General features: G+C 66.1%; 8 protein-coding genes and 2 pseudogenes. 2 read left to right on the top strand and 8 right to left on the bottom strand.

Translation table 11 applies throughout. The features are described from left to right. From AC5RWX_RS17990 to AC5RWX_RS17965, 6 genes and pseudogenes are all read right to left on the bottom strand, one after another. Positions 1–470, bottom strand: a pseudogene (locus AC5RWX_RS17990) (2,3-diaminopropionate biosynthesis protein SbnB); the annotation flags it as partial. Beyond that, on the bottom strand, positions 467–1474 hold the full coding sequence (locus AC5RWX_RS17985; protein ID WP_494097700.1) for a TauD/TfdA family dioxygenase: 1008 nt from the start codon (positions 1472–1474) through the stop codon (positions 467–469). The pseudogene AC5RWX_RS17990 and the gene AC5RWX_RS17985, both read right to left, overlap by 4 nt. Continuing rightward, a complete protein-coding gene (locus AC5RWX_RS17980; protein WP_494097699.1) occupies positions 1474–4086 on the bottom strand; it encodes a non-ribosomal peptide synthetase in 2613 nt (870 codons plus the stop codon). Before AC5RWX_RS17980 ends, AC5RWX_RS17985 begins: the two co-directional genes overlap by 1 nt. Beyond that, positions 4083–7226 (bottom strand): Pls/PosA family non-ribosomal peptide synthetase, encoded by a 3144-nt coding sequence (locus AC5RWX_RS17975; protein ID WP_494097703.1) that lies wholly within the window; start codon positions 7224–7226, stop codon positions 4083–4085. The genes AC5RWX_RS17980 and AC5RWX_RS17975 overlap by 4 nt, the downstream gene beginning before the upstream one ends. Before the next feature lie 2 nt (positions 7227–7228). After that, positions 7229–8302 carry a 2,3-diaminopropionate biosynthesis protein SbnA gene (sbnA, locus tag AC5RWX_RS17970; RefSeq protein WP_494097698.1) on the bottom strand — a complete coding sequence of 358 codons (1074 nt, stop codon included), beginning with the start codon at positions 8300–8302 and terminating at the stop codon, positions 7229–7231. Positions 8303–8668: 366 nt separating this feature from the next. Further along, positions 8669–8817, bottom strand: a pseudogene (locus AC5RWX_RS17965) (IS3 family transposase); the annotation flags it as partial. Between the two features lie 166 nt (positions 8818–8983). Between AC5RWX_RS17965 and AC5RWX_RS17960 the strand changes: the two are divergent. Next, complete coding sequence (locus AC5RWX_RS17960; RefSeq protein WP_090956047.1) at positions 8984–9241, top strand: type B 50S ribosomal protein L31; 258 nt, start codon at positions 8984–8986, stop codon at positions 9239–9241. Positions 9242–9358: 117 nt separating this feature from the next. Beyond that, entirely contained in the window at positions 9359–10450 is a 1092-nt protein-coding gene (lplAB, locus tag AC5RWX_RS17955; protein WP_494097697.1) for a lipoate-protein ligase LplAB, read from the top strand. A gap of 76 nt (positions 10451–10526) precedes the next feature. Here the strand turns inward: lplAB and pepN are convergent, their stop codons facing one another. Both pepN and AC5RWX_RS17945 read right to left on the bottom strand, forming a co-directional pair. Then, a complete protein-coding gene (gene pepN, locus AC5RWX_RS17950) occupies positions 10527–13175 on the bottom strand; it encodes an aminopeptidase N (protein ID WP_494097696.1) in 2649 nt (882 codons plus the stop codon). Between the two features lie 19 nt (positions 13176–13194). Further along, on the bottom strand, positions 13195–14250 hold the full coding sequence (locus AC5RWX_RS17945) for a YeiH family protein (protein WP_494097695.1): 1056 nt from the start codon (positions 14248–14250) through the stop codon (positions 13195–13197). Positions 14251–14324: the final 74 nt, after the last annotated feature.

Genomic DNA, 14324 nt, shown 5'->3' with positions numbered 1-14324 from the left:
CCGATGCGTCCGGGACGCCCGCGTCCCCGGCTGAGCCAGTCGGCAGCCACGGCGGCCGATGCAGCCGTCCTGGAGGCGCTGATAATGGAGCCTTCCATGCACGCAAAGGGGTAGCCCGTCGCCCGGTTGTTGAGGATCAACACCGCTGAGGCGCGCGGAATCCCTGACGCCACATTGTCCGGAAAACTGGAGACCCACTTGATGCCGTCAACCTCTACCTGTCCGCCGATCGAGGCGGGCAGGGCGATGATGCGCGAGGTGGGCCGCTCCGGGAAGCGCAGGAAGTAGGACGGGGGGTTTACCGAGTCTCCGGCTGCGTGCACCCGGTAGGTCTGCTCAACCAGCTCGACGACCTGCTTCTCCCGACCCTGGAGCACCTGCTGTACTTGGGCTCCTGCTACGACCGCGAAAGGCGGAACCGTCTTCGGCTCTACGGCCGTTGCGACTGGGGAGGTGGCAAATTCTGTCATCGTGCACCGTCCTGGGCGTGGGTATCGAGATCGAATACGTTGCGCGGCTCGGCCATGCCGACGAGAATCTCCCGGGGCCCCTCATAGGCCTCGCGGCTGTGCGCCATGCGGACGTTGTCGACCAGCATGAGGTCCCCCGTCTCCCAGGGGGTCCGCAGAGTGTGGGCCTCGTAGACCTCGTTCAGGAGGGCAATGATTTCCTCGCCGATCGGCTCACCATTGCCGAAGCGGGTGTTGAAGGGCAGCCCGTCGGGACCATAGACGTCCACGAGGTACTCCCGCACCTCGGGCGCAATCGTCCATTCGCTCAGGAACGCCACCTGGTTGAACCAGCAGCGCTGGCCGGTCACCGGGTGCCGGACCACGGCGGGGCGCCGTTGCCGGGTGCGCAGCTCCCCGTCGCTTTGCCATTCGAACTCGATGTCGTGCGCGCGGCAGTAGCTCTCGACGTCGGCGTGGTTCGAAACCCCGAACGCCTCCTCGTAGGTGGCACCGATGTCTTCGTTGTAGCTGCGGGCGAGCAGCCACCCCTCGTTTTCGAACCGCCGGACGATGTCCGGGGGGAGGGCATCGAGCACGGCGTGGGCGTCCGCCACGCCGGTCACCCCACCGACGCTGGGTGCCCGGAGACAGGCGAAGAGCATCAATCCGGGAAACTCGAGCGCGTAGCTGAGCTCATGGTGCATGCACATGGGCTGGTTCGCCGGCCAAGTGAGGGATGAGTACACGCCGTCCAGGTAGGGCTGCCTGGTGGCGAACGCCTCCCGGTCGGGCATGAGGCCACCAGAAACCAGCCGTTGGAAGGCACCGGCCACTTCGGCTGGATCTCGAAGGCCCAGACCGCGGACCAGGACGGCGCCGTGCTCATCCACGGCCGCACGCAACGCCTCACGGTTCTGTTCGGCCCACCGCACGGGGTCGTGGCCATCCTCGATGGTGAGCATCGGTGCCTGGCCAGCTTGGCGTTCCACGTCGAACTGGATCCGGGGTGTAGGAGACGACATCAGAGGTCCTTTCGTTTCATGGGTAGCTGGTGGGAGTGGCCAACCGGTCCTCCCACGCGGGCCATGGAGTCGGGCTCCGTGACGGCTCCCGTATGCCGCGGGGCTGGCGGAACGGCAGCATCCGCCAGGGGCGGGGCTTCGAGCAGGGCCGCCAGGTCCGCCAGGATGGGTGTCTGCATGATGTCCTTGATCGACACTGCGCGCTTGAGCAGGACGGCGAGCTTCACCGCGGACAGCGAAGTCCCGCCTAGCGCAAAGAACGAGTCCTGCCCGCCGATCCGGCCCACAGGCAGTCCGAGTACCGTCGCCCATGCCTCGGCGAGCCGCTGCTCGGCCGCGGAGAGAGCTTCCCGGGCGATTCCGGCCTCGGGGACGACCTCCAGTGCCATGCGGGTCAAGGCCTTCCGGTCGATCTTCCCGTTGCCGGTCAGGGGCAGCCTCTCCTGCCACCTGTATGCCGACGGAACCATGTAGCCCGGTACCCGGGCGGCCATCTCCCTGCGGATTTCATCAACCTCCAGCGGCAGATTGCCGGAGTAGAACGCCACGAGGAACTTGGACTGCCCGGCGCCCTCGCCGACGACGACGGCGCCGTCGCGGACGCCGGGAACCCGCAACAGCGCGTTCTCGATGTCGCCGATCTCGATGCGGAACCCGGAGATTTTGACTTGGTTGTCCCGCCGGCCCAGGTACTCCAGCTTGCCGTCGGGGGACCAGCGGCCGAAGTCGCCAGCCCGGTAGAGCCGCGCGCCGTCCACGTAGGGATCGGTGGAGTAGGCCTGTGCCGTGCGCTCCGGGTCGTTGATGTAGCCGCGGCCCACGCACACCCCGGAGAAGGAGATTTCACCCGGCGCTCCAAGCGGCACAAGCCGTTGCCGCTCGTCGAGGATGTGGATCCGGACGTTCGGAATTGGCGGGCCCAGTGCCACGGAGCCGCCCGCGGGCGCTGCACTCATCACTTCGTGGTTCGTGTCGTCGGAGGTTTCCGTCAGCCCGTAGGCGTTGACCAGCTTGACGTTCGGCATCACGTCGAACCAGCGGCGGACCAGCTCACGCTTTAGAGCCTCCCCTGTCGCCGAGACGCAGCGGAGGTGCGGTAAGACGCGAGGCTTGCCGCCCAGGTAGGCCACCACGGCGTCAAGATACGACGGGACGACTTGGAAGACCGCCACCGCGCCCCGTTCCACCGTGTCGATGAACCGCTCAACGTCGAGGATGCGGTCCTGCCCGACTATGAGTGTGCGTCCGCCGACGAGCAGCGCCGAGACCAGCTGCCACAACGAGATGTCGAAGCATTGGGGGGCGGTCTGGGCGACGACGTCCCCAGGACGAATCCCCAGGTCCTCGATCTTGGCGTACAGGTGGTTCACCATGCCGTCGTGCTCGCACATAGCGCCTTTCGGCTCGCCGGTGGACCCGGAGGTGAAATAGACGTAGGCGAGCTGATCGGGACGAATCTCCATGCCGAGGTCGTCGGCGGGGTGCCCCTCGGCCTCGATGTCCTCGAACAGAAGCTTCGTCACTGCAGGCATTCCTTCCAGTGCCTCATCGAGGGTGGTGGTGCTGCCGCCTTCGGTGAGCACGACCCGGACCCCGGCCCGTGTGAGCGTTCTGGCGATTCGGTCGGCCGGGAAGTGCGGCTCGATCGGCAGGTATGCGCCCCCGGCTTTGAGGATGCCGATCACAGCGGCCATCCACTCCAGATCCCGTTCGGCGACGACCGCCACAATGTCCTCCGCGCGCATCCCGCGCCCGAGCAGGGCACGGGCAATGCGGTTGGCACGGGCGTTCAGTTCCGAGTACGTCCATTCGCGTGCGCCTTCCACGGCCGCGATATTTTCGGGATGCTGGCTGACCCGCTCCTCGAACAGCTCGTGGAAACGGCGTTGCGGCCGGGGCCGCTCGGGCCCGGCGAGCTGCTCAAGCTGGAAACGCCGCTCCTCCTGGCCGACCAGGTCGGTGTCGAAGGGATCCGCCTCCGGGTCCGCTACCAAGCCACGGAGTGCGGCGAGATAGTAGCCGGCGATGCGGCGGGCGGCATCTGCGTCGAGAACATCGAGCCGGTACTTGAGGCGAAGCACCTCGCCGCTGGCCGCGGTCCCGACCGATATACCGAGCACGATGCCCACCGGCAGCTCGTAATCGTCGTCCCGAAGGCCGGCGAACACCACCTCGTAGCCCGGGGCGGCCGACTCGTGACTAGCGTGCGCGGGGCCGGACTGCTCCGCAGGGGTCCGGATTTGGCGGCCGTTTGCATCGGAGACGAGGGCTCGCCAAGACCGGTGGGTCAGATCCAGGTTGCGCTGCCAGGTCCCGAACTCATCCAGGCAGCCGGTGGTGATCTCCGTCTCGCCGGACAAGGCCTGGAGCACTCTCGCGTGTGCCGCCAGCCAGATCGAGCCGGGAGCCACCTGCAGGCTCTGGGCCAGCGTCCGCACGGCCGTGCCCAGAGCCTCAGGAACCGGCAGCTCGACCCGCTCCTGGCCCGGTTGAGGATCCTGTCTCCACCTGGGGATCATTGTCGCTGCGGCAGCGGGGAGGGAGGGCCCGCCGTGGGCCGGATTGGACGAGTGGCCGGCGGTGCGGCAGCTGAGCGCGGGGCTGGAGGTCATGACAGTGCCCTTTCCAGCACGTCCGCCGATACGGCGGCGGCGCGGGCCCCGTCCGCCGATGTGGTGGCAGCGCGGGCCTCGTCCGCCGGGTTACCGGCCCACAGGGATCCGCGCGTGAGAGTCGTTCCCTTCATAACGAAGGAGTCGGCGGCGACGACCGCGCCGTCTTCGACGGTCACGCCGTAGTGGACGAACGCGGAGACGCCGAGGGTGACATCGTCGCCAATAATGATGTGGTCCGATTTGAACATACCGTCCTCTTGGGAATGGGATTGGAGGGCGGTGCCGGCGTTCAAGGTGCAACGGGAGCCGACTGTGACCAGGGTCCGCTCGGGCATGGCGCAACCGTCGTCGAAGACCCGGCTTCCGAACCGTGCGCCGAGCAGACGCCAGACGAGGGGCTTGAACGGCGTCCCGTTGAGGAAGCCTGCGTATCGGCTCTGCAGTGACAACTTCCAGTACCGCTCGTGCCACCACCAGTAGGGGTTGTAGATAGAGCAGAGCCGGGGCTGAAGCGGTTTCAGTCCCCTTGCAAGACGCTCGATGCCGATGGGGACCAACAGGCCAACCACGAGCATCACCACGAAGGCCGCGCTGATGGCAAGGAAACTGAACTGGTCGGATAACTCGAGGGCGGCGAACATGATGATCATGGCCAGCGAGACGTTGAGCCACCGCACCAGCATCAAGAGGGCCATCGTGCGGAGGTTGTGCCTGTTTTTGGCTGCCAGCTGCCGACGGAAGTGCGCACGGTTCCTATGTTCCTCGGGGAGGGCGTCCCGGAGGACCGAGCGGGGGATCTCGAACGGCGGGGACCCGAGCAGACCTACGTCGTGGCGCACCGGTCCGTCGAGGGGAACCATCACCTTGGTCGCGAGCAGGCAGTTGTCCCCGGCCCTGGCCCCGGCAGGGTAGAGCACGACGTTTCCAAGGAAGTTGTGCGCGCCGATCGCCGCCTCACTGACCTTGAATGATGTCGCTGAGAAATCGGTGTTCATGATGGACAACCCGTCGGCGATCATTGTGCCGGTGCCTATCGTCGAAAGGTACGGGTTGTCGTGCTTGAACGCCGTTCCCAGGTTCGAGCCGGTCTGCTCGACCTGCGGCTGCTTGTACCCGATTGCCCGCACGTAGTTCACGATGTACGAGCTGTCGCCGAACAATCCCGTCAGCATGGGCCTGTTGGTCATTCTCGACACCGCCCGCTCGGCCGCGTGCCGCAGACCGAACAGCGGATACACCGTGTCCGGCTTGAGGGCGAGTTGGACCACCCGCGGGACGGTGGTGACGATGAGCAACGACACTACCGTGCCACCGAAGACAGCAAGACCGGCATAGGCAATGGCGTCGGCGTAGAAGACCCAGTCGGCGAACGCGAACGCCTGCGTCTCCAGGAGTGCGGCCACGTTGGGATTCGCCAAGACGGCCAGCATGACCACCTGACTCAGCAGAATACGGCCCAGGCCAATCATGCTGATCAGCTGGGAGGCCGCGAACCATCCCCGGCGCCGGGGCGAGTAAGGCCTGGCCTCGACCCCGCCGTAGTCCACGTCCGTGCGCCTGCCGGGAGAACCGTGCCACCGCTCGCCGGCGGGCACGGACTGGCCGGTGTACAGGGTGGACCGGTGGCCCAACTGCGACCCGTCCCCCATTGCGGTGCCGATGTCCAAAACGCTCCCCTCGCCGACGATTACGTCCCGGCCGAGGGTCAGCGCGCCCAGCTGGATGACGCCGCCGTGGGCGCGGTAGCCGTTCAAGGCCGCGTCCTTGCGGACCACTGTCCCTTCCCCGATCGTGAGGAGGTCGGTGGAGACCGGCAGGCGGTTGGTCATGATCGTCACGTTGCGGCCCACCTTGGCGCCCATGGCCCGCAGGTAGAAGGTGGTCAGCGGTGACCCCCTCAGTAACACCAGCGGGGAGGTACGCATCAGGGTCTTTACCAGCCAGAACCGGAAATAGGCCAGGCTCCACAGCCGGATTTCCCCTGGACGGAAACGCCCAAGGATGATCCACTTTGCCGCCACGGGAAGGATGCACATCAGCACGAACACTGCCGCGGCATAGGCGGTCGACCGGAGGTAGATCTCCCAGAATCCTGTCCCGTGGGTCAACCAGTGGTGGTTGCCCGACCCAGCCTCCGGGAACACCCACTGGTACCAACCGACCGTGAGCAGTCCGGCGGCCACGCAGTAGCCGAGATAGACAAGCACCTGCAGGGCGCCGCAGGTGACGTACTCCCACGTCTTGGCGTCCATGGGCGGCGGTGTTTCCGGCACCGAAGCCACGGCCGGTGAGTGCTCCTGCAACCGGTCCTGCTGCGTGGGAACCTGCAGGGCCGCAGCGAGGGCGGAGACGCTCGGGTTACCGTAGACGTCCTTCATCGATACCGCCGGCAGGTCCGGCTGCTTACGCATGCGGGCGCAGAAGCGTGCCATGACCAGCGAGTCGGCGCCCAGGTCCTGGAAGAAGTCAGCGTCCATCGGGACCTGCTGGATGCCGAGTACGTCGGCGAGCACCTCGGCCAGCCGTTCCTGCACCTGCACTGTCGCCTTTTCCGCGGGTGCCAGGGCCGCGGCCAGTGCCGAGATCGTTGGGTTCCGGTAGATGTCCTTGATCGACACCGACGGCAGATCCGTCTGCTTGCGCATCCGGGCGCAGAAGCGCGCCATGACCAGCGAGTCCGCGCCCAGGTCGTGGAAGAAGTTTGCGTCCACCGGCACATGCTTGACATCCAGCACGCCGGACAGCACCTCCGCCAACCGGTTCTGCACCTGCACCTGTGCCGTCGCCTTTTCCGCCGGTGCCAGGGCCGCGGCCAGCGCCGAGATCGTTGGGTTCTGGTAGATGTCCTTGATCGACACCGACGGCAGGTCCGGCTGCTTGCGCACGCGGGCGCAGAACTGCGCCATGACCAGCGAGTCCGCGCCTAAGTCGTAGAAGAAGTTGGCATCCACGGGGATGTCGTCCTTCTTCACCACAGATGCGAGAAGATCCGCCAGTCGGCGCTCCAGGGCAACGTCCGCACCCGTGACCGGCTGGGCTGGGGAGCCGTTCCCGCCCGGAGCAGGGGTTGTCTCAGGAATGGGGGGATTGATGGGAGATGTGGAATGCAGAGGGCCCTGCAGGTTTTCGAGACGCATTTTCACTGCAGGAAATTCCCTAGTGCGGCGGTGGTGACGTAATCGGCCACGGGTACTCGTGTTGGGTGCTGTGGCTCCGACACCGGGTCGGACCGCCGCCCCGGAGCCCCTCTCAAATCGGCGGTTGCCAGCGCTTCGGCGCCGAAATGATCGTGCACCCAGTCAGGGTTGTAGACAGTGTCCAGGTAGGGCCGGCCCATGTCCGGGGAGATGGCCACCGCCGTCAAGCCCTGGGCGTTGTGGTCGGCGAGCCAAGACGTGGCGCCGTGGACCACGGTCCCGGTGGAGCCACCGAGCGTTAAGCCGGCGGCCGCGAGGCGGTGGCAGGCTCGCACCGTGTCCAGCTCTTCGACCATCACCACGTCATCGACCAAGGACTCGTCGAGTTGCGGCGGCCGCACGCTCATGCCGAGTCCCGGGATCAGGCGGGTTGCCGGCTGGCCGCCGAACGAGACCGATCCTGCGGCATCGACCGCGACAATCCGGACATCGGGCCGGTGCTCATGGAAGTACCGCGCGCAACCCATCAAGGTCCCCGTTGTCCCGGCTCCCACGAACAGCACGTCCAGTTCGGGGAACTGATTGGAGATCTCGGGGGCAGTCCAGCGGTAGTGCGCTCCCCAGTTGCCGGGATTGGTGTACTGGTTGAGCCAGATATACCGCTCGTCGGACGCGCACAGGTCCAGCACGTGGTTGAGCCGGGCTCCGAGGAAGCCGCCGACGGGATCCGGTTCGGTGACCAGGTCCACCTGTGCCCCGAGCGACTCCATAAGTTGCCGGGTTGGCGGGTTGCAGCGCGGATCGATCACACACACGAAGCGGTATCCCTTGCTGGCGGCGATCATGCTGAGCGCGACGCCGAGGTTGCCCGAGGAGGACTCTACGAGGATGGAACCGGGGCCGATCAACCCCTCCCGCTCGGCGCGCTCGACCATCTCCCGCGCGGGCTTGAGCTTAATTGAGCCGGCGAAATTGAGCCCCTCAATCTTCAGATAGAGGTGGCAGTCCAGCACCCCTTCCAGGTCGACGAACAGGCTCTGCTCGTTGAACAGGTGCGGATCCTTGATAATCGGCATGTTCTCCCTCGTTCCCTGCCACGAACTTGGTCAGGGTTGGGGATGTTCCTGCCAGCTTGTGTGTGAAGGGTGGCGGACATCTGCGTCCGGACCGGTATACTTTTCAAGTAAAGCCGCGCAGAGCGGCACTAACGGAACACTGCGGCTGCCGCTGTTTCGCCAGCAGCGAATACCTGGCTTCCCCACCGCGGATACTCCGAGATGCAGTTGAGGCTTCGTACCTCTGCTTCGACAGTAGACAGGTTCCGTGGGCAGCCGCAACCACTTCGAGTACCTGTATCCACGCCCCGTGAATACCTGCTGCCTGGCAGTCGCGGCCCCGATGGTGGCCAGCGTAGGCGCCTCACACTTCGATGGGCGTGAGTGCGACCGGAATTGGTATCCGCGATCTAAATGCACCATCGTCCTCGCCGGACGGCGTGCCCGTACTGTACTCTTCAGCGTGGCTACGGCCAGTGAGGACTTCATCCGCAGTCCATCGAGTACTCGACGATCCTTCCTGAATGGACGTCCTTCTGGGAGCTGCGCCCCGGGGGTTTAGGCCCGGAGCCGGTTCGCGGGCACCCTGGTTTTCCGCTATTATTGATAGCTGGCTGCCCTGCGTCTTCCGGCACGGAATGCGGCCATCCCATTCATACCTGGCAGCTGGCAAAATCCAGTTGCGCGAACAAAGGTCCCATTATGAAGTCTGATACCCACCCGAAGTACGAAGCTGTTGTTTTCAACGACCTGGCTTCCGGCGTCAAGTTCCTGACCAAGTCCACCGTTTCTTCCTCGAAGACCATCGAGTGGGAAGACGGCAATACCTACCCGGTCATCGACGTCGAAATCTCCTCTGAGTCCCACCCGTTCTACACGGGCAAGCAGCGCATCATGGACTCCGCAGGCCGCGTCGAGCGCTTCAACGCTCGCTTCAAGGGCTTCGGCGGCAAGAAGTAATTCACTTCCCTCCAAGCTTCAAAGGGAAAGCCCGCACCGCATTGGTGCGGGCTTTTCGCGTTAACGGCCGGCATTGTCGTTTCAGGGGCCGCGCCATTCTGGGGCAGGATGGAAGGCATGACTGCCACGCCCGCTCCAGCTGCTGATTCCACTCCCCGCCGGCACGGCGAGTACAAAGTCCCTGGCGGCAAGCTTGTAGTGGTCGACCTGGACGTCGCGGACGGCCGGCTCGCCGACGTCTCCGTCAGTGGCGACTTCTTCCTCGAACCCGACGAAGCACTCCTGGACATCAACCGCGGGCTGACGGGACTGCCGGATACGACGACGGCGTCCGAGCTTGCTGCCGCCGTCACCGCTTCGCTGCCGGAAGGCGCAGCCCTCTTCGGCTTCTCCGCAGACGCCGTGGCCATCGCGGTCCGCCGGGCCCTGGCGAAAGCCACCTCTTGGGCAGACCACCAGTGGAACCTCATCCCACCCAGCGTGCTGCCAACCGAAATCAATGTCGCTCTCGACGAGGTCCTTACCGAGGAGGTGGGCGCGGGCCGCCGCAACCCCACGCTCCGGTTCTGGGACTGGCAGGAGCCCTCAACGGTGATCGGCAGCTTCCAGTCCTACCGCAACGAGGTGGACCCCGACGGCGTGGCGAAGCATGGCATCAACGTCGTCCGCCGCATCAGTGGCGGAGGAGCGATGTTTATGGAGGCGGGCAACTGCATCACCTACTCGCTGTACCTGCCCCAGACCCTGGTGGACGGCCTTAGCTTCACCGACTCCTACCCCTTCCTGGACGCCTGGGTCATGGCTGCGCTGGAGAAGCTGGGTATCACCGCGTTTTACGTGCCGCTGAACGACATCGCCACCGACCAGGGCAAGATCGGCGGCGCGGCGCAGAAGCGCCTCGCCAACGGCGGCATGCTGCACCACGTCACCATGAGCTACGACATCGACGCCGACAAGATGGTGGAAGTGCTCCGCATCGGCAAGGAAAAGCTTTCGGACAAGGGCACCCGCAGCGCCAAGAAACGGGTGGACCCGCTCCGCCGCCAGACGGGCCTGGCACGCGCCGACATTATTGCGGCCATGATGGAAGTCTTCACGGAGCGCTATGGCGCTACGCCCTCAGAGCTGACCGAGAACGACCTGGCTACGGCGCGGGAGCGGGTAGGAACGAAGTTTGGCACCGACGAATGGCTCCACCGGGTTCCCTGAGCTATGACTGGTCCGTAGCTGCCGTTGACGGTCGCGTTCGGTGCGCAGGGACTGCCCCTGCGCACCAAGCCGGGCTTCACTGCGCAGGAAGGCTCGAGGATGGGGCTTTGACGACGGCGGCCTGAGCCGTCAGCGCCCGCAGCAGGTGGCTGCGCTGCTCCACGATGATGCGGCGCAGTGCACGGGGCGCCTCTGCGTTCTCGGCCAGCCACTGGTCCGTGCGCCGAATGACGGGATGGTCCGAAGGGTCCGCCCCCTCGGCCAGGTCCTGCGCCAGGGGGTACAGGCCACGGACGATCCGGCTCGCGATCTCGATGCTCCGCCCGTCCCAGACTGCCCGCAGGCACTCAAAGTACGGCTCCACGTAAGGTTCCAGCAGCTCCGCCGGGGCGGTCATGAACCCGGTGATGGTGGCGGTCAGCAGCTGGTTGGACAGTTCGTTTCCCTGAACGGTCTTGTTCCAGGCTGCTGCTTTGACGTCCGGAGCCGGCCGGGCAGCCAGTGCTGTGGCATGCCCGGCGCGTCCTGAGGCCGTGGTGTCCCGGGCCAGCTCGGCGTCCAGCTGCGCCGCCGTCGCCTGGCCGTTCGCCGCCAGGGCATGCCAGAGGTGCCAGCGCAGCTCCGCATCCACGGCCAGGCCGATCACCGGGGCAGTACCGTCCAGCAGGCCCTTCAGCCGGGGCAGCATAGCGTCGTCGTTCCTGCTGAGCGTCGCAAGGGTCCTGGCCCAGGCCAACTGCTGGTCCGAGCCGGGCTGGGCGCGGTCCAGTTCTGCGGCAGCGGCTGCCAGGAACGGAGCCCGGACGGCTTCGCGTCCTGCTGCCGGAGTGTAGCGTTCGACGGCGGTGCTTGCGTTATCGAGGATGTTCAACAGGACGCCCATGCCGGGCTCGGCCGGTCCGAAAGCGGCCACTGCTTCCACGTACCGGGCCGCAGGGCTTTCGCCGTCCCGGGCGGAGTTCCAGAGCGCCGTCCAGCACAGGGCACGGGCCATGGGGTCCACAATACGGTCCAGGGAGGCCAAGGCCCTCGCCTCGGAGACGGGATCCAGCCGGACTTTGGCATAGGTCAGGTCATCGTCGTTCACGAGCAGGAGTGCGGGCCACGGCACACCGGAGAGCTGGGGGAGCTCGGTCCGGGCACCTGCCACATCGGTTTCGATACTTCCGGTGCGCACCAGGGCGCCGCCGGCATCAAAATTGTAGGAGCCCACGCGCAGCCGGTGCGGGCGTAATTCCTCGCGTCCGGTGACGGGATCGGTTGCCTCCTGCACGATCGCCACCCCGCCCAGCACGCCGTCGTCGTCCGCTGCGTCTGCAGCGATGTCAAGGGACAGCCTGGAGATGCCGGAGGTCTGCAGCCACTGCTCGGCCCATCCGGCAAGGTCCCGCCCGGAGGAGGAGCTAAGCGCCGCCAGCAGGTCCGCCAGGGAAGTGTTTCCGTAGGCGTGCTTACGGAAGTACTCACGGGAGCCGGCGATGAACGCCTCGAACCCCACATAGGCCACGAGCTGCTTCAGCACCGCCGCGCCCTTGGCGTAGGTGATGCCGTCGAAGTTCTGCTTGGCGGCCTCCAGGTCCGCGATGTCCGCCACAATCGGGTGCGTGGTGGGCAGCTGGTCCTGGACGTAGGCCCAGGCCTTGCGCTTATTGGCGAAGTTCACCCACGCGGTGTCCCAGTCCGTGGCACGGTCCACGCCCAGCGTTCCCATGTAGTCCGCGAATGACTCCTTGAGCCACAGGTCATCCCACCAGTGCATGGTCACCAGGTCGCCGAACCACATGTGCGCCATCTCGTGCATCAGGGTATTGGCCCGTCCCTGGTACTGGGCATCAGTTGCGCGGGAGGTAAAGACGTAGCTCTCCGTGAACGTCACCAGGCCCGGGTTTTCCATGGCGCCGAGGTTGTATTCGGGGACGAAGGCCTGGTCGTACTTGCCCCAGGGGTAGGGGTAGTCGAAGAGCCGGTTGAAGAAGTCCAGACCGTTCTTCGTGAGCCGGAACAGCTCGTCCGTGTCGAAAGAGTCCGCCATGGAGGCCCGGCAGTACAGGGCGAGCGGTACGTCCAGTGAGGTGCCGTCGTCGAGCGTTGCCTGCCAGCGGTCCTCCGCCTTGAAGTAGGGTCCGGCAAGCACGGTGGTGATGTAGGTGGACATGGGTTTGGTGGTGGCGAAGTCCCAGTACGCAGTGGACGGGTCCTCGGCAAGCAGGGCCCGGCCCACCTCCGCGCCGTTGGATACGACCTGCCAGCCGGCAGGAGCCGCCACGTGGAAGGTGTAGGTGGCCTTGAGGTCGGGCTGTTCAAAGTTGGCGAAGACGCGGCGGGCGTCTGCGGGCTCGTACTGGGTGTAGAGGTAGCACTGGCCGTCGGCGGGATCCACGAAGCGGTGCATGCCCTCGCCGGAGCGGCTGTAGAGCGCGGTTCCGGTGACCGTCACCTCGTTGCGGACCTGCAGGTTGTCCAGCCTGATCCTGGCGCCGTCCACCACGTCCTCCACACAGAGTTCCCGGCCGTTCAGGAACACGCTGTGGACGTCGCCGATGAAGTCCAGGAAAGTCGAGGTGCCGGGCTGTGCCACCGAGAAGGTGATGACGCTGCGGCTCGGATAGCCTGCCACGCCCGGGTCCCCGGCCCGGCGCACGTCCAGCGAAATGTCGTAGCTGGTGGTGCTGATCAGGGCTGAACGTTCGGCGGCTTCGTCGCGCTGCAGATTCTCATTCGACACCCAGTTATCTAATCACGGCTTATGCTGCGATCAGCAGGGCGGCAGCGAGTCCCAGGAGGGCGATCAGGAGCCAGGATACGAGGGCGGCCAGGAGCGCACGGCCTCCGGTGTGGAGCAACGTGCGCACACGTACGGCGGAGCCCAACCCGAACAGCGCGGCGCCGAGCAGGATGTCCTGCAGTGCTGATCCGGCCTCCAGCCAGCCTTCCTGGAGCCACCCGGTGGAGCGGAGGCCCACCATGGCAATGAAGCCCAGGACAAACAGGGGAACCACCGGCGGCAGTTTCGCGTCTCTTCCCTCCGGGCCCGGGCCGGGTTTGGCATGAAGCCGCTGGTGGGCACCCGCCAATGCCGCCACGGGTGCCAGCAGCAGCACCCGGGTGAGCTTGACGATGACGGCGATGCCCAGCGCCGCCGTCCCGGCCGTTTGCGCCGTTGCCACCACCTGGCCGACGTCATGCACCGAAGCCCCCGTCCAGGCGCCAAAAACCGGCGCGCTGAGCTGCAGGGGGTGGACCAGGAGGGGCATGACCCCAATGGCCAGGGTCCCGCAGAGCGTCACCAGCGCCACCGGCAGGACGGTGTCCACGTGCCGGATGCGGCGGACGGCCGCCATGGCACCGATGGCGGAGGCACCGCAGATCGAGAACCCTGTGGCCACCAGCAGCGAGGTCACCGGGGGCAGCCTGAACAGCCGGGAGATCAGGTAGGTTCCGCCGAAGCTCACGGCCACCACCCCCACAATCAGCACCAGGGCCAGCCACCCCAGTCCCAGGACGTCCATAACGCTCACCTTCAGGCCCAGCAGGACAATTCCACCGCGCATCAGGTGCTTACCCGCGAAGTCCAGCCCCGGGCGAGCCCTGCCGGCAGTCCAGACTCCGGCGGCCGGGAGGTTGGCGGCCAGGACGCCCAGGACCACCGCCAGGGTCATGGCCGGGAGAACGGGAACGAGCCAGTGGACCAGGAAGGCAGCGGCCAAGGCAACCGCCGCCGTGGCCAGGCCTGGGAGTAACCGGTCAGCGCCACGGGGGATGCCCGGGCCGGGGGTGGGGAGGCTTCTGCTGACTGGCACTCACCTACTGTGCCGGAAAGGACACGGAATCCACGAACCACAGCACCGGCGCCAACACGCCAGAATGGATGGCA

The organism is Arthrobacter sp. SPT-J7 (genome assembly GCF_059089965.1).
The sequence above is the reverse complement of the archived record's forward strand: the minus strand, read 5'-3'. Positions and strand labels throughout refer to the sequence as shown.

Coding starts and splice junctions, on each gene's coding strand:
- AC5RWX_RS17985 (WP_494097700.1), bottom strand. CDS start 1,474: ATGTCGTCTCCTACACCCCGGATCCAGTTCGACGTGGAACGCCAAGCT.
- AC5RWX_RS17980 (WP_494097699.1), bottom strand. CDS start 4,086: ATGACCTCCAGCCCCGCGCTCAGCTGCCGCACCGCCGGCCACTCGTCC.
- AC5RWX_RS17975 (WP_494097703.1), bottom strand. CDS start 7,226: ATGCGTCTCGAAAACCTGCAGGGCCCTCTGCATTCCACATCTCCCATC.
- sbnA (WP_494097698.1), bottom strand. CDS start 8,302: ATGCCGATTATCAAGGATCCGCACCTGTTCAACGAGCAGAGCCTGTTC.
- AC5RWX_RS17960 (WP_090956047.1), top strand. CDS start 8,984: ATGAAGTCTGATACCCACCCGAAGTACGAAGCTGTTGTTTTCAACGAC.
- lplAB (WP_494097697.1), top strand. CDS start 9,359: ATGACTGCCACGCCCGCTCCAGCTGCTGATTCCACTCCCCGCCGGCAC.